General features: G+C 35.9%; 18 protein-coding genes. 10 read left to right on the forward strand and 8 right to left on the reverse strand.

Annotated elements, in window-relative coordinates; genetic code table 11:
- Positions 1-146 precede the first annotated feature (146 nt).
- Entirely contained in the window at positions 147-1514 is a 1368-nt protein-coding gene (locus HWQ49_RS00545) for a TrkH family potassium uptake protein (RefSeq protein ID WP_394810754.1), read from the forward strand.
- A 29-nt stretch (positions 1515-1543) separates the two neighbouring features.
- Positions 1544-3514, forward strand: coding sequence for an EAL domain-containing protein (locus HWQ49_RS00550; protein ID WP_188205623.1), 1971 nt, complete (start codon positions 1544-1546; stop codon positions 3512-3514).
- 298 nt (positions 3515-3812) lie between these two features.
- On the opposite strand, the gene HWQ49_RS00555 is transcribed toward HWQ49_RS00550, so the two are convergent.
- From HWQ49_RS00555 to HWQ49_RS00565, 3 genes are all read right to left on the reverse strand, one after another.
- Positions 3813-3920: a YjcZ family sporulation protein gene (locus tag HWQ49_RS00555; RefSeq protein WP_188205624.1), complete on the reverse strand. Its 108-nt coding sequence runs from the start codon at positions 3918-3920 to the stop codon at positions 3813-3815.
- A gap of 88 nt (positions 3921-4008) precedes the next feature.
- Complete coding sequence (locus tag HWQ49_RS00560) at positions 4009-5199, reverse strand: S1C family serine protease (RefSeq protein WP_188205625.1); 1191 nt, start codon at positions 5197-5199, stop codon at positions 4009-4011.
- A gap of 12 nt (positions 5200-5211) precedes the next feature.
- Positions 5212-6375: a zinc ribbon domain-containing protein gene (locus HWQ49_RS00565; RefSeq protein WP_188205626.1), complete on the reverse strand. Its 1164-nt coding sequence runs from the start codon at positions 6373-6375 to the stop codon at positions 5212-5214.
- A 439-nt stretch (positions 6376-6814) separates the two neighbouring features.
- On the opposite strand from HWQ49_RS00565, the gene HWQ49_RS00570 reads away from it, so the two are divergent.
- The 3 genes from HWQ49_RS00570 to HWQ49_RS00580 all read left to right on the forward strand — a co-directional run bounded on the left by HWQ49_RS00570 (position 6815) and on the right by HWQ49_RS00580 (position 7481).
- Positions 6815-7039 (forward strand): DUF1659 domain-containing protein, encoded by a 225-nt coding sequence (locus tag HWQ49_RS00570; protein ID WP_188205627.1) that lies wholly within the window; start codon positions 6815-6817, stop codon positions 7037-7039.
- A 16-nt stretch (positions 7040-7055) separates the two neighbouring features.
- Positions 7056-7277, forward strand: a complete 222-nt coding sequence (locus HWQ49_RS00575; RefSeq protein WP_188205628.1) for a DUF2922 domain-containing protein — start codon at positions 7056-7058, stop codon at positions 7275-7277.
- Between the two features lie 63 nt (positions 7278-7340).
- Positions 7341-7481, forward strand: a complete 141-nt coding sequence (locus tag HWQ49_RS00580) for a YvrJ family protein (protein WP_188205629.1) — start codon at positions 7341-7343, stop codon at positions 7479-7481.
- A gap of 55 nt (positions 7482-7536) precedes the next feature.
- Here HWQ49_RS00580 and lepB read toward each other — a convergent pair whose 3' ends face one another.
- Positions 7537-8046, reverse strand: coding sequence for a signal peptidase I (gene lepB / locus HWQ49_RS00585; protein ID WP_188205630.1), 510 nt, complete (start codon positions 8044-8046; stop codon positions 7537-7539).
- A gap of 252 nt (positions 8047-8298) precedes the next feature.
- Here lepB and HWQ49_RS00590 point away from each other — a divergent pair, with 252 nt between their 5' ends.
- Positions 8299-8475 (forward strand): Spo0E family sporulation regulatory protein-aspartic acid phosphatase, encoded by a 177-nt coding sequence (locus HWQ49_RS00590; RefSeq protein WP_188205631.1) that lies wholly within the window; start codon positions 8299-8301, stop codon positions 8473-8475.
- A gap of 91 nt (positions 8476-8566) precedes the next feature.
- Here HWQ49_RS00590 and HWQ49_RS00595 read toward each other — a convergent pair whose 3' ends face one another.
- A complete protein-coding gene (locus tag HWQ49_RS00595; RefSeq protein ID WP_188205632.1) occupies positions 8567-9715 on the reverse strand; it encodes an aminotransferase A in 1149 nt (382 codons plus the stop codon).
- Positions 9716-9830: 115 nt separating this feature from the next.
- Here HWQ49_RS00595 and HWQ49_RS00600 point away from each other — a divergent pair, with 115 nt between their 5' ends.
- Together HWQ49_RS00600 and HWQ49_RS00605 are read left to right on the forward strand one after the other, a co-directional pair.
- Positions 9831-10175, forward strand: a complete 345-nt coding sequence (locus HWQ49_RS00600) for a hypothetical protein (protein WP_188205633.1) — start codon at positions 9831-9833, stop codon at positions 10173-10175.
- 80 nt (positions 10176-10255) lie between these two features.
- A complete protein-coding gene (locus HWQ49_RS00605; RefSeq protein WP_188205634.1) occupies positions 10256-10447 on the forward strand; it encodes a PLDc N-terminal domain-containing protein in 192 nt (63 codons plus the stop codon).
- 63 nt (positions 10448-10510) lie between these two features.
- Here HWQ49_RS00605 and HWQ49_RS00610 read toward each other — a convergent pair whose 3' ends face one another.
- Entirely contained in the window at positions 10511-11101 is a 591-nt protein-coding gene (locus tag HWQ49_RS00610) for an SCO family protein (RefSeq protein WP_188205635.1), read from the reverse strand.
- A gap of 105 nt (positions 11102-11206) precedes the next feature.
- A complete protein-coding gene (locus HWQ49_RS00615; RefSeq protein WP_223154913.1) occupies positions 11207-12079 on the reverse strand; it encodes a metallophosphoesterase in 873 nt (290 codons plus the stop codon).
- A 285-nt stretch (positions 12080-12364) separates the two neighbouring features.
- On the opposite strand from HWQ49_RS00615, the gene fadH reads away from it, so the two are divergent.
- Complete coding sequence (fadH, locus tag HWQ49_RS00620; protein WP_188205636.1) at positions 12365-13132, forward strand: 2,4-dienoyl-CoA reductase; 768 nt, start codon at positions 12365-12367, stop codon at positions 13130-13132.
- A 170-nt stretch (positions 13133-13302) separates the two neighbouring features.
- On the opposite strand, the gene trhA is transcribed toward fadH, so the two are convergent.
- Positions 13303-13941 carry a PAQR family membrane homeostasis protein TrhA gene (gene trhA / locus HWQ49_RS00625; protein WP_188205637.1) on the reverse strand — a complete coding sequence of 213 codons (639 nt, stop codon included), beginning with the start codon at positions 13939-13941 and terminating at the stop codon, positions 13303-13305.
- Positions 13942-14083: 142 nt separating this feature from the next.
- On the opposite strand from trhA, the gene cbpB reads away from it, so the two are divergent.
- On the forward strand, positions 14084-14533 hold the full coding sequence (cbpB, locus tag HWQ49_RS00630; protein WP_188205638.1) for a cyclic-di-AMP-binding protein CbpB: 450 nt from the start codon (positions 14084-14086) through the stop codon (positions 14531-14533).
- Positions 14534-14553 lie beyond the last annotated feature (20 nt).

Consider the following 14553-nt stretch of genomic DNA (forward strand, 5'->3'; position numbering starts at 1 on the left):
AAATTGAACTGTGTATAAAAGCCCTCATCTGCTATGATGTAGATAGGGTTTTCTTTATATTAAAAAAATGAACAAAAAACGACAACAAATTTTATAATTTGAAGGATTTTGCAGGATAGAAGGAGAAAGATGTATATATGAACCCGATGAGAAGGATTAAACCTGAAACATCTATTTTAGATAAACTAACAGCTGTCCAGTTAATTTCTTTATATTATTTTATCGCAGCTACGATTGCAACGATTCTTTTAGCCTTACCAATCTCACAACAGGATGGCATAAGACTTTCTTTTATGGAAGTGGTGTTTACGGCAGTTAGTGCCGTTAGTGTAACAGGCTTAACGGTTGTGACTACAGCAGATACATTCAGTGTGTTTGGGGTTTTTATGATTGCTGTTGCTCTTCAAATAGGTGGATTAGGTGTAATGGCCTTAGGTACGCTTATTTGGATTGTACTAGGGAAGAAGATTGGTTTTAAAGAGCGACGTTTAATTATGACTGACCAGAACACGAAGTCTATTTCTGGGATCGTTCGCTTGGTAAAAGAAATGTTTGTTGTTATTTTAGCAATTGAATTTGTTGGCTTTTTGATATTAGGTACTTACTATTTAAATTATTTTGACTCGGCGATTGAAGCTTATTACCAGGGCTTCTTTGCTGCAGTAAGTGCAACGACAAATGGTGGTTTTGACATTACTGGGGCTTCTCTAGAACCATTTGCTCATGATTATTTTGTCCAGTTTATTAATATGTTGTTGATTATTGCTGGAGCTATTGGATTCCCTGTATTAATTGAAGTAAAAGAGTATTTACAAATTTCACAAGAAGAACGTAATATTAAGCGATTTTCATTATTCACTAAATTGACTACATTAACTTATTTTGTTTTACTTGCTTTTTCCTTTGTCGTTATTATTATTTTAGAGTTCAATCATTTTTTTGCCGATAAATCATGGCATGAAACACTATTTTATAGTTTGTTTCAGTCAACCACGGCTAGAAGTGGTGGTTTAGCGACGATGGATATGAATGAGTTTACTGCTCAAACACAATTATTCTTGTCATCGATGATGTTTATCGGAGCATCACCAAGTAGTGTAGGTGGGGGTATTCGAACGACAACTTTTGCCTTAGTGATTATCTTTATTTTAAGTTTTGCCAGTGGACGAAACCGAATCCGGATTTTTGGAAGAGAGATCGAGGAGGAAGATTTATTTAAGGCGGTAGTTGTTACATTACTAGCGATGCTTATGTTCTTTTCTGTCGTTATCATTATTACTGCAGTGGATGGGCATTTATCGTTAACCAGTATTATTTTTGAAGTCAGTTCAGCTTTCGGAACAACCGGATTATCAATGGGGATCACCGCAGATCTTTCAACATTTAGTCAAATACTACTTATTACACTCATGTTAATTGGAAGAATCGGAATTTTAACCTTTTTATTCTCGTTTAATCGAGGGAAGAGTAAGAGCAACTATCGTTATCCAAAAGAGAAAATTAATATCGGCTAATCAATAGCGTTTATTTAGGAGGATAAATAGTGTTTAAATCTTTAGATCAACTACAGTTACCGATACATGACTGGCTGTTCGAAAATGCTTCGGACTCCATTATCTTTGTCGACTCACATGGAGAGATCGTGGCAGCTAATCAAGCTAGCTTTGAGTTGTTGCGCATGGATCCAGAACCTACAGAGAGGTTAAAAGCAGAAGACTATATTGATATGGACTTTGTAACAAAGCCGTATAAAAAAGAAATGTTGGTCCGAACAAAGACGAAGCCTGAACGGCTTGTGATCATGCGAGCCATTCAAATAGGTGAATATATGTGTTTAAACCTTAAAGAGGGCGGCCTAAAAGCCAAGAAAGATTCACTACTGTATACGTTGAACCATGCACGCAACGGTCCTTATGAGGGAGTTATGATGCATAACCGTGGGAAGATTGTCGACTGTGATTTCGCTTTTTCTAGCATGATTGGGTACAAAAGAAGTGAATTAGTGGGTATGTCTGTCTTTGACCTTGTACATAAGGAAGATCATCAAACATTATATGAGCATATGCAACAATGGCACCATGATACACCATACCCATTACGTGGGTTTAAGAAAGATGGTACAACTATTTATGCTGAGATATTACCTGAACCAGTCAATGATGATAATAATCACTTGCGAGTGGCGATTGTAAGGAATATCACAGAAAGAGTTGAAAATGAAAAGCAGATTGAATTTATGGCTTATTATGATGCACTTACTGATTTACCTAATCGCAATTACTTTCAAAAAGTTTTGCAAGAGGAAACGAAAAATGCTGATGAAAATGGTCAAAAATTGGCCGTTCATTTCATTGACTTGGATTATTTTAAACACATTAATGATACTTTAGGCTATCAAATGGGGGATGCTCTCTTAAAGGGCTGTGCTACGCGATTAAAAAAACTATTATTGGAAGATGTTTTTATCGCGAGGATGACAAGCGATGAGTTTCTAATTCTTCAACGGAATATAACTGACACGGAAGAAGTTGAGGCATTGGCTGAAAAAATCATTGAGTTATTCAAGCAACCTATGAACTTGGTTGGTTATGAAATTTATACGTCAGTCAGTGTTGGGATTAGTATTTATCCAGACCTAGCTGAAACACCATCCGAAGTTGTTGAACATGCGGACTCGGCAATGTATTTGATTAAAGAAGAAAGTAGAAATGATTATCGGATATTTGAACCTTCTTTAAAAGAAGATTTTAAAGAACGTCTTCATATCGAAACGGAATTACATAAAGCGTTAAAACAAAAAGCATTTGAGCTCCACTTTCAGCCACAACTTGATTTAAAAACGACCGAGGTTATCGGATTTGAGGCCTTGTGTCGCTGGCAACATGAAGAGATGGGTTTTATACCTCCAGATCGATTTATTCCTTTAGCGGAAAAGACGGGGCTAATCTTTGAGTTAGGTGATTGGGTGATTCGTGAGGCATGTCGTCAGAATAAGCTTTGGCAAGATCAAGGTTTACCTAAAGTTAAGGTTAGTGTAAACCTATCTGCTAAACAATTCTTACAAAAAAACTTAGTCGATAAGGTGAGGGATATTCTCTTTGAAACGGGTTTAGAACCAGACTATCTAGAGCTAGAGATTACCGAGTCGATGGCGATGTCTAATGAGAAATATATTATTGAAACTTTAAATGAGTTTCGACAGCTTGGGGTTAAAGTCGCTTTAGACGACTTTGGGACAGGCTATTCATCATTGAAATATTTAAGCCAATTTCCATTAAGTAAAATAAAAATAGACCGTATGTTTATTCAAAATCAAAGCGAACAAAATATTGCGATTGTCAAAACTATTATTCATTTATCACATTCATTAAATTTACGGGTCATTGCTGAGGGTGTTGAGAATAAAGAAGACTTGGATTTCTTACTACAAGAAAAGTGTGATGAAGTTCAAGGGTATTATTTTAGTAAGCCTATTCCAGCGAATGACGTTAAAAACTTCTTTATAACTAGTTGAAAAAAGAAGGGGCTGTCCAAAAAGTCAAAAATGACTGCAGGGCAGCCATTTTTGATCAAGTTGCAATACGTGCCCACGGAAAGCGTCCACCGAAAGCGAAGCACCATAACAATAACGGACTTTAACAGAGCGATTTTAATAAGTAAAAAGAATTCAAATTTCAGTTGTCTCCTAAATATATCTTTAATAACCAAAATAATAAAACCAGTTGTGAATATATTTATTCACAACTGGTTTTACTGATTTCAAAACGGCTTTTGGGACAGCCTCTTTAAATTCTATAAAACTAATTAGTTATTTAGCAATAAAAAGCTGCACCAACAATGATTAATAAAATGAAGAGTACAACAATTAATGCAAAATTGTTATACCCGTACGCTCCATTAGAATAGCCTTGGTGGAACAATCAAATCACCTCCCAAGTCATGTAATATATCTATATGACATTGGTGGAGAGGTGAATGGTTACACACCTAATTTTTAAAAATCCATCATTAAGATTCTGAATCGGAATCTGTATCTGTATTTTGGGTTCGAGATAATAATTCACGCTCTAAATCAACAATTTTTAATTGGTCATTCTCATAACCAATTTTATATTCAGTTTTATAGTGATGGGTTTCCTCTGTTTCAGAGTCTGTTCTTACTTGATGGTCAGTATAAACAGAGATTTTTACGCGATTATCCTCTACTTCTTCCACCTCTTTATTAGTTATTTCGATATCAGTGGATGAAACAATAAGCTCGCGAAAGTCTTGATATGACATTTGCATTTGTGGATCACTACCCAGTAATGAGTAGGCTGTGAAATAATCCCTTACATTCAATGTTTCATAATAATAATTAATTAAATATTCAGCATCAGACCTTAAAGTACTAGGATCAAGATCATGGAATGAAGTCGGATCTCCATCATAATTCAATTCTTCATCATTGGCAGTATCAGACCACATTTGTACACGGTCGTATACTTGAGAAATTGGGATACTAAATCCAATAGTACCTTCTGTAGTTGCTGCTGAGTTAATACCAATAATTTTGCCCGTTTCCTCATGAATTAAAGGACCTCCACTATTACCTTGAGTAATATTGGCTGATATTTGGTACAGATCGTTGTATTCATAGTTATCGACGGTAAAACTTTGTCCTTTATTGGAAACGATTCCTAAAGTGACTGTGTTTTGAAAGCCGTGTGGACTACCAACAGCAATAATATCATCACCGATTGTGGGCTCAAAGTTCACATCGATCTCTAAAGTGCTTGAATGATTGGCTAATTGTGGTACTCTAACGACTGCCACGTCCTCATTATTACCAATTCCAATAACGGCTCCAGGATATGTGTGAGCATCTGAAGTCTTTACATAAACTGAGTCAGCATTTTTAACTACATGAGCATTGGTGATAATATCTCCTTTATCATTGTAAATGAATCCAGACCCTTGGTTACTACCAGAAGATCCTGTTGATTCAATTTGGACTACATTTTTTTGAGCTTCGTGAATGATAGATTGTAAGTCGTGTTCCTGTGCTTCTTCATCAGCGACATATTCTACTATTCCATCACTTGAACCAAGCGCGGTTTCTTGCCAATTGGAATAGTAAGATGTTAAAGAAATAATGCCGGCAATCACTAATAACGCCGTGATGGCAATCGGAATCAATTTTTTGAATTGATATGACAAAAGAGTTCACCTCTATTCATTTTCATTTTCTAAGTACCATGTAATTTGATCAATATTAATTGTTACGTTTTCAGGAATATCATAGTGTGTATGTTCAAACTCCCCAACTTCATCAGGGTACAATGTATCAGGGAATAAGTAGGTTTCATTTTCTGTAACCAATTCTTCATCCTCATCAAAAAGACTATATTGAATTCTAATGGAGTGGATTGGTACTGTTGCAACACTTTTCAGTTCACCAGCGACAATAACTTCATCGAATTCGTTTACATCAACTTCAACGTCTAACAATTCTACTGCATGATTTTCGTTTTGTTCTTGTTCTAATTCGTATTGAGACATGGCTTGCTCAATTATTTCACGTTGTTGCGTTTCAAAGTCGATTCGTTGTTTTTCGATAGTTGTCTTTAAACTAGTTAATCGCTCATTTTCAGGGTCAATCCGTAAGCCATCATCAACAATAGCCTTAGCAGTAGAGAATTGGTGATCTTGCAACATTTCGTTGGCCTCAGATACCGTATAGTTGATAATACGATTACGCATCATTTCCCTTAATTCTTCTGCTTCGTCATGATCAACTGAGTCAAGTTGCCATAATAGGATCTTAAGCTCCTCAATTGGAGGATCCTCTTCAATCCGTTGTTTAACTTGGCTTAATCGAACTTGGTTTCGTTTATCAATAATGGAATCGAGGAGTTGATTGATAATTTCTCCGTTATAGTTACTAAGCCGATTTTCCGATTCTTGTGTGATTTGCATGGCCTGTTGGAAAGCACCTTGTTCGATTAACGTATCAATGTCTTGAAGTTGATCATTAATTTCAAGAGCAATATCCATGAAATCAACATTAGTTGAAGCTACTTCAAGGTTACTATTGTATGTTAAAGCTTCTTCGAAATGGTCCTGCGCACGCTTATATTGACCTTCTAACGCATATTCAACCCCTGTTTCATATGCCTCAATTGCTTTAGAATTGTTATATTCTAAATAAAAATGAAGACCAATTCCTAATAACAGAATACAGGCAAAAGTGATAATAGGAGCTAACCACCAACGGTTAAAACCATCAATATTCTGAGTGCGTTCTTCTAAGTCTTTTGGAAGCTGCGCACCACAAACAACGCAGTATGCTTCATCATGTTTTGTTTTTGCTCCACATTTTGGACAGTACATCATTTTGATCACCTATAGTGTTTCCTTTCTTATTACCTAATAAATTTTAACATATTTGATGGAAAGATTAGCTGTTTATTTTGTAATAATTTTGTATAATTTTGGAGCATACCTCCGAAATAGCGAACTTTGTGAATAACTTATGAAATATCATAAAAATAGATATAATAATACTCAAATACCACATTTTTTGTTAAAATAAACCTAAACGCATGATGTAAGTGAATCAGGAGGTGCAGCCACCATGGAAGCAATGGATACTATTTTAGGAATTATTTCTTTAGGTATTGTGGTGACTTATATTGGTTTTTGCTGTTTTGATAACGCTAAAGATTAAATTATGTAACTATTTATTAGACGAAGGAAAAGTGTGAAATGTTTCATAACATTTCACACTTTTTTTATTTTTGAACGATTATAGAATTGAAAGGAGGTTGGCGACATGGCAATTGAACAAACAATAGATAGTCAACTGCAATTAGTTTTTGTAATCGGGTTTGATAATGATGGAGGAGAGATTCTAGCACGAAAGAATTACAACAATATTAAGCCTGATGTAGAAACAACCCCTCTTAATGAGGTTGCTTTAGCTCTTGCTTCACTAAGAGATGCTGAATTAAAAGAAGCATTTCGAAATGATCAGTCACTGTTATTAAATAACCAATAAAAAGGAGGTAGATTGAATGTCAAAGCGACTTGAAATGAAATTCAGAAATGAAGATGGTCGATTGGTTACGATTAGTATGGATGATCCTAAATATCCTGTGGACCCAGAACAAGTTAAACAAGTCATGGATAAAATTGTAGCTGAAGATGTGTTTACATCAAATGATCAATCGATTACTGAAATTTCTCATGCTCAGGTAGTTGAGCGAACAGTTGAAGATGTTACTTTAGAGATGTAAATCCATAAGAAGATGACTCATCCCAATGGGTCATCTTCTTTAAAATCAGAAAGGAGTATAACGATGGAGTCATGGATTAATTGGATTCCTGATGTTGGCTTTCCTATTCTTGTGACGTTCTATTTGTTACATCGAATAGAAAAGAAACTAGAGGAACTCAATGAATCAATTACTAAAATACCAGCATACTTAATCAATAAATAAATAGACCCACCATTGTTATGTACGATACGTCAATGGTGGGTTAAATTCGGTGATTTTACCTAGTTATAGATATATTCGTAAAAGGGAAAATGATTACTTCTGAGCGGCCGATGATATCATCTTCATGAATCATACCTAACCCGTTACGACTATCTTTACTGATTGACCGATTGTCTCCCATAACAAAATATTGGTCATCAGGAATTTCCATGGGGCCGTGATTTCCTGTTCCATCAATGTCTACTTCCTCAAGATATTCTTCTTCAAAACGTTCTCCATTAATATACAGAACGTCATCTCTGATTTCTACTGTTTCATTAGGTAATCCGATCACACGTTTGACATAATTTTTATTCGGGTGTTGAATAATGACAATATCCCCTCGATCTGGTGAATCAAGTAAGTAAACAGCTTTATTAAAAATAACACGCTCTCCACTTTCTAAAGTTGGATCCATACTTGCCCCTTCGACTACAGAGGTAGCAAAAATATAAGTTCGTAATATAAAAGCGATAATTAAAGCGATTAGTATAGCCTTTGTCCATTCCCATATTTCTCTTTTCAACGGGGCTCTTCCTTTCCTTCATTACTTATATATATCGTACCATAATTTTTAACACACGGTGAAAAAATATAATCCTAGGTTTGATGCCTTGAAAAAATGGGTATGATGGTATTATTAGACACAACAAGAACTAGGCTTCTTGAAAACAGTATATGATTTTCCTAAATTAACATAGGATGTTTTGACATCATAAGATTTTACGAATAAAATATTTAATTCAGGCCTACGTTTTTTTATTTAGGAGGAAAATTAGTGAAGGTACAAACTCAATTAGAGAAATTAGAGATCGAGATTGAGCGTTTACGTAAAGAAATGATTGACGTTGCATCGGATAAAGGTTATACCAGCCAAGAATCGGTCAAGACTTCACAAGAGCTTGATAAGTTGATTAATGAGTATTTAAAATTAAAAGCTGATTATGATCAGTAATATTATAATGATAAAGAAAGACCGTCTTAAGCCAAAGACGGTCTTTTTTACCCCTCTGCAAGTGTAGTTAAGTGGTTAGTCGTTCACTGGTTTATTTCAAAAACCTCTCCAATCGATTTAATCCTTCTTCTAAAATGGACATGTTGTAAGCGTATGAAAGACGCATATATCCCTGTCCATATTCAGAAAAGGCATCTCCAGGAACTAATGCTAAACCAACCTCATCAACTAATTTTAGTCCAACTTCAAAAGAACTATAGTTTGGAATTGATAATTTAGGAAATACATAAAAAGCACCGTCTGGACTAACGACTTCAAGCCCCATCTTTGATAGCCTATTTAATACATAATCACGCCTTTCCTGATAAGCATCGCGCATTTTCTGACTGTCATTCTTTCCTGTTGTTAAAGCAGCTAGTGCAGCATATTGACTAATCGAAGTTGCACAGGAAACGTTGTACTGATGAACCTTAAGAATGTGCTTTCGAATCGAACGGTCTGCTAGTAGGTAGCCAATTCTAAATCCTGTCATAGAGTGTGATTTAGAAACTCCTTGGATGACGATGGTTTGCTTCCTCACTTCATCGAAGCTGGCAATTGATACATGGTCTTGACTATAGGTTAATTCGCTATAGATTTCATCTGCCAAGATAAAGATAGGCTCGTCTTTTAATAATTGAGCAATTTCCATTAATTCTTCTTTAGAAAGTGTCACTCCGGTAGGGTTTGAAGGATAAGGGAGAATGACACATTTGGTTTTTTCATTCATGTGAGATTTAATTAAATCAGCTGTTAATTTAAAATCATGTTCGCGTGTATCAATATGAATTGGAGTTCCACCAGCTAATTGAATAAGTGGTTCGTATCCTGGATAGACAGGGCCTGGTAATAACACCTCATCTCCAGGGTTAATAATCGTTCGTAGTGTGATATCGATTGCTTGTGAAGCTCCAACTGTTACGATGATTTCATTTTCTGGGTCATAAGATAGGCCGTATTTTTCGTTTGTAAACGACTGAATAGCTTGTCGTAGTTCGAGGATCCCAGCATTAGGTGTGTATACGGTTTGATTTTCATCAATAGCTTGTTTAGTTGATTCTTTGATGTGATCTGGTGTATGGAAGTCCGGTTGGCCAATCGTAAGAGAAATGATATCTTCCTTAGTAGATACGAGATTAAAGAATTTACGAATACCTGATATTTCAATGTCCTTTACGTTTCTGTTTATCAATTGTTCCATGTTGACACCTTTCTTTCTTTCTTATAGATTACTTTTCAAAATATTATGTTATTTGACTATTTTGTGTTTAAATAGTTGGCATTCAGTTGATAATGGAATCAGGAGGGTGATGGGTATGGATCAAGTCATTCACTTAATAGCCATGAACTGGTTATTTATCAGTTTATTTTTGATCATGATGGTTTGTCTATATTTTTTATTGAAACCAGTTATAAAATTATGGATTAGAAAAAATTGTCTTCACGCAATTTTGTATTGGTTAACAACTTCGACTTTATTTTTTGTCATCGTCGGATATTTACATATAACTGGTCATGAATTAGTTCATAGTAAAGATGGAATGAAGCAATTAGTGATCAGCTTGTCTGTCGCTTTTTCCTCATTTGGCCTAATATTGGTCGGTTATTCACTATCTAGAAGTTTATCACAAATTATTCGGAACAGAAATACGACATCTTAAGACAAAAAGTGTGGCTTAAGTACTTCATGTAACCCCCAAACTATCATACAATAGAAAAAGAATAGTGAGGGGGAGACGACATGGAAGTTATTTTTATGTTCTTGATTTTTGGCCTGTTCATTTTTATTTTAAACATTATGACTAGTGTATGGGCTTATCGTGATTCGATTGAGAAGGGAAAGAGTAAGGAGTATGCAATCATTGTATTGATTGGAACACTTTTCTTCCCGGTGATGGGCTTAATTGTCTATCTAATTATACGTAATGACTAGCGATAGAGAATAGAGGTAACATAGAAAAAGGTTGGATTCAATGTTGTTTGAATCCAACCTTTTTTAGTTTAAGTAGTATTCTAAATGGTCAATGATTTGATCCATTTCATCTAGTTGAGTGCCAGAGAAGTTATGGATTGCTGTTCCTTCTGGGTCAACGATAAAAAACGTAGTTCCATGATTGACCTGATCTTCTCCATCTACTTTTGTGACAAGAGTTTTAAAAGAGTTAGCAGCAAAACTTTCAATCTCTTCTTGAGAATACCCCGTAAGGAAGTCCCAGTTTGAATAATCGGCTTCAAATTGGTCAGCGAACTCTCGTAGAGTTTCCGGGTCGTCAAGTTCAGGGTCCACAGAGAAAGAAACAAAACGAACATCTAAGCCTAATTCATCAGCTTCATCTTGTAGATTGGCCATGTTGGATGTCATCGGTGGACATACCGTTTCACAGTTGGTGAAAATAAAGTTAGCCACCCAATAATCTCCTTTTAAATCCTCTAATGAAACCATTTCTTCATCTTGATTCATGTATTCGAAGGATTCGACATCAACTTGAAGTTCTTGTTCAATGTCTTGTGAATTACAACCACTTAAGATAAGCAGTAAGCCCGTGATCCCAATTAGCCAAATCACATGTTTATGACGATATAACATAAAAGATCAACTCCAATGTTTGGTTGATTCTTATTCTAACACGTTTAAAATCGTTAAAGGAACGTTTAGCGACTGGTTATTTAACAATTTATTGACAAACAGTATTTAGCTATCAGCTCGTAGTGTAAAGATGTTGATTTCCGGTCTACACATAAAGCGAAAAGGTAAACGGGTAGTACCAACTCCTCGTGAAGTAAACAATTGCATAGGACGAGAACCCAGTATATGTTTACCTTCTACATATTTTCTACCCAAAGCAGGAGTTACCACATAGCCATAGAAAGGGATTTGAACTTGCCCTCCATGACTATGTCCAGAAAGCTGAATATCAAACGGGTAATCTTTCATAGTTTCAGCATAGTCAGGTTCATGACATAATAAAACATTAAAATCATTTTCTTGATCCTCTGTTAGCAGGGAGTCAGGATCAGGGTTACCAAGTAAAATATCGTCTAAACCAGAAAGATTGATATGTTCCCCTTCTTTTTCGAGCGTGACAGTGTCGTTCATAAGAAGCTCAAATCCGGCATCATGCATGACGTTAAGAATGACATTCGTTCCATACCCGCCGTGATCATGGTTTCCATAAATCCAATACTTCCCAAACTCTGGATTGATACGCTTTAATTCGTCGGTAATATCGTGATATTTATCATGGGCAACTAGTGAGGGGTCATCCATTAAATCTCCAGTAAATACGACTAAATCTGGTTGTTGGTTATTAATCGCATTAATTAGTTTTTTTAAGTCCTTTGTACGGTAATGAAAACCGATATGCGTATCGGTAAATTGTAAGATTTTAAACCCATCAAAACTCTTGGGTATTCTTGAAGATTCAATGGATTCATGGTGAGCTTTTAACCAAAAAGGTTCAATATCATGCGCGTAATAATAACCCCCGTATGAAGCTCCAATGACTCCGAAGGTTCCTAATGTGGCTTTTTTTAAAAAAGATCGTCTAGTCATTTTCTTCTTCATCAAGTTCATCCTTTTATGTATGGAATAGTTAAGTATCTAAAGCCTAACCTGTAACTATATAGTTTAATAGAATTATAGCATGGTTTAAAACGCAACTGTTGTTAATTTTGTATTCGTAATTGAATTGTTATACCACTAGTGAAGATATTTTTTGAAAATAATGATAATTAGAGGTAAAATAAAAGAATGAACATTCATTCATTTTAAAGTGAACGGGTATGGAGAACGAAAAGTCACTATTAAAGATGAATAAGGGCGAAATTTTACTAAATAGGAGAGGATTACATGCGAGGTAAAGTCGTTATTGTAACAGGTGGTTCCAGTGGAATGGGTAAACACATGGCAAAGAAATTTGCAAAAGAAGGTGCGAAAGTCGTCATTACAGGAAGGAATCAAGACAAGCTTCTTAATGCTAAAGAAGAAATGACGCCAGTAGCAACAGACGATATTGCAACAGTCGTCATGGATGTAAGAAATATTGACGATGTTCATCGCATGGTTGAGGAAGTGACGCAGCATTTTGGCACGATTGACTATCTAGTTAATAACGCTGCAGGTAATTTTATTGTCCCAGCAGAAGAGCTCTCGCCAAATGGATGGAATGCCGTAATTGATATTGTCTTAAACGGAACATTTTACTGTAGTCATGCTGTTGGCAACTATTGGATTGCAAATGGAATTAAAGGAACGATCATTAATATGGTCGCCACTTATGCATGGGATGCTGGACCGGGTGTCATTCATTCAGCTTCAGCAAAAGCAGGTGTTTTAGCAATGACTAGAACTTTAGCAGTAGAGTGGGGGCGTCGATACGGAATACGAGCCAATGCGATTGCCCCTGGTCCGATCGACCGTACAGGTGGTGCAGATAAGCTTTGGGAGTCAGAAGAAGCGGCGAAGCGAACCATTAAATCAGTTCCGTTAGAGAGATTGGGTGAACCGGAAGAAATAGCCGAACTCGCTTACTTTATGTTGTCAGACAAAGCTAAATATATGAATGGTGAAGTGATTACACTAGACGGTGGGCAGTCGTTAAATCAATATCCATTTTAAGAAAATGGATGTCGTTATAAGTGCTAGAATGATGATTGGATGGTTCCCGGCGTTCATCAGTTTAATTGTGTGAACGTCGGAATCATCCCAGCCACTAGAGACTTAGGTCTTCCTGAGCGATGACTCTAACAAGCCGTCGTCCATCATAGCCTCTTTTTTTCCTCTTAAACTTAAGCTAAAACGACATAAAACAAAATCGCAAAGAAGTGAAAAGCGCTCCCTGCAACAACAAACATGTGCCAGACTGCATGGTGATACGGAAAGCCACGCCACATATAAAAGATACTACCAACAGAATAAAGGATACCACCTATGATTAAGTAGATTAACCCCATTAAGTCCATTTCTGCCGATAAAGGTTTCCATACAAACACAATAAACCAACCTAAGAAGATATAAATTAACGTTGATACAATCATAAATCGATTCACGAAGAAAACTTTAAAGATAATGCCTAAAATGGCAACACCCCAAATGACCCCAAACATAGTCCAACCAACTGGACCACGTAGTAACACGAGCAAAATAGGCGTATATGTACCAGCTATAAATAAGTAAATAGCAGAATGATCTATAAATAAAAACCACTCTTTTGCTCTTCCTTTTGGCAAACTGTGAACAAGTGTTGATGATAAATACATCATCAACATCGTTACTCCATAAATAGTAACGGAGACCACTTGCCATGGATTGCCGTTTAATGATGAAAACACGATCAAGATGACTAGACCCGCTATACTGAGAAAAGCTCCGAGCCCATGTGTTAGTGCATTGACCGCTTCTTCCTTATTTGAATAATTATATGGCATAAGAACACAAACCTCTTTTCTATTCAATCCATTATAACGTAAATCATAAGGCAGTGAAACATTACTCATTCACGTGAATTTGTGTTAAAATGTTCACGGAAGCGAGACAATTTTAATGTTTCGTTGTGTGAGGGGGACAAAGATGTTAGAAACTAAAGAGTTCGATCTATCGACAACTCTTGTAGAAGAAATGATGATTGACGCCGAGAAAGTAGCACACGTCCAAGTTAACAATCCATTAGAACATGCTTTATTAGTTCTCACAAAAACTGGTTATAACGCTGTACCCGTCCTAGATTTCCACGGGATCTTCCAAGGAATAATAAGCAAATCCAATATTCTAGAAACAATGTTTGGTGTTGAAGAAATTGAAGTAAAACGATTAGAAGAAAAAAATGTAGGAGATGTCATGGACCAATCGATTCCAACACTCCACCTTCATGATTCAATGGAGCAAGCGTTACATGTGTTAATTGATCATACATTTATTTGTGTAGTAGATTTTGATCAACAAATGGTAGGGATCCTAACACGTAGGCAGATTTTAAAACAATTTCGCAATCAGTATTATCGATTACAAAACAAAGGATAATATTTTACTTGTAACATATA

This window comes from Alkalibacillus aidingensis (assembly GCF_014595945.1).
Lineage (GTDB): Bacteria > Bacillota > Bacilli > Bacillales > Alkalibacillaceae > Alkalibacillus > Alkalibacillus aidingensis.

Excerpts from the sequence above, each read along its gene's own strand:
- HWQ49_RS00545 (WP_394810754.1), top strand. The coding sequence starts at position 147 with ATGAGAAGGATTAAACCTGAAACATCTATTTTAGATAAACTAACAGCT.
- HWQ49_RS00565 (WP_188205626.1), bottom strand. The coding sequence starts at position 6,375 with ATGATGTACTGTCCAAAATGTGGAGCAAAAACAAAACATGATGAAGCA.
- HWQ49_RS00570 (WP_188205627.1), top strand. The coding sequence starts at position 6,815 with ATGGCAATTGAACAAACAATAGATAGTCAACTGCAATTAGTTTTTGTA.
- HWQ49_RS00575 (WP_188205628.1), top strand. The coding sequence starts at position 7,056 with ATGTCAAAGCGACTTGAAATGAAATTCAGAAATGAAGATGGTCGATTG.
- HWQ49_RS00580 (WP_188205629.1), top strand. The coding sequence starts at position 7,341 with ATGGAGTCATGGATTAATTGGATTCCTGATGTTGGCTTTCCTATTCTT.
- HWQ49_RS00595 (WP_188205632.1), bottom strand. The coding sequence starts at position 9,715 with ATGGAACAATTGATAAACAGAAACGTAAAGGACATTGAAATATCAGGT.
- HWQ49_RS00600 (WP_188205633.1), top strand. The coding sequence starts at position 9,831 with ATGGATCAAGTCATTCACTTAATAGCCATGAACTGGTTATTTATCAGT.
- HWQ49_RS00605 (WP_188205634.1), top strand. The coding sequence starts at position 10,256 with ATGGAAGTTATTTTTATGTTCTTGATTTTTGGCCTGTTCATTTTTATT.
- HWQ49_RS00610 (WP_188205635.1), bottom strand. The coding sequence starts at position 11,101 with ATGTTATATCGTCATAAACATGTGATTTGGCTAATTGGGATCACGGGC.
- HWQ49_RS00615 (WP_223154913.1), bottom strand. The coding sequence starts at position 12,079 with ATGAAGAAGAAAATGACTAGACGATCTTTTTTAAAAAAAGCCACATTA.
- fadH (WP_188205636.1), top strand. The coding sequence starts at position 12,365 with ATGCGAGGTAAAGTCGTTATTGTAACAGGTGGTTCCAGTGGAATGGGT.
- trhA (WP_188205637.1), bottom strand. The coding sequence starts at position 13,941 with ATGCCATATAATTATTCAAATAAGGAAGAAGCGGTCAATGCACTAACA.
- cbpB (WP_188205638.1), top strand. The coding sequence starts at position 14,084 with ATGTTAGAAACTAAAGAGTTCGATCTATCGACAACTCTTGTAGAAGAA.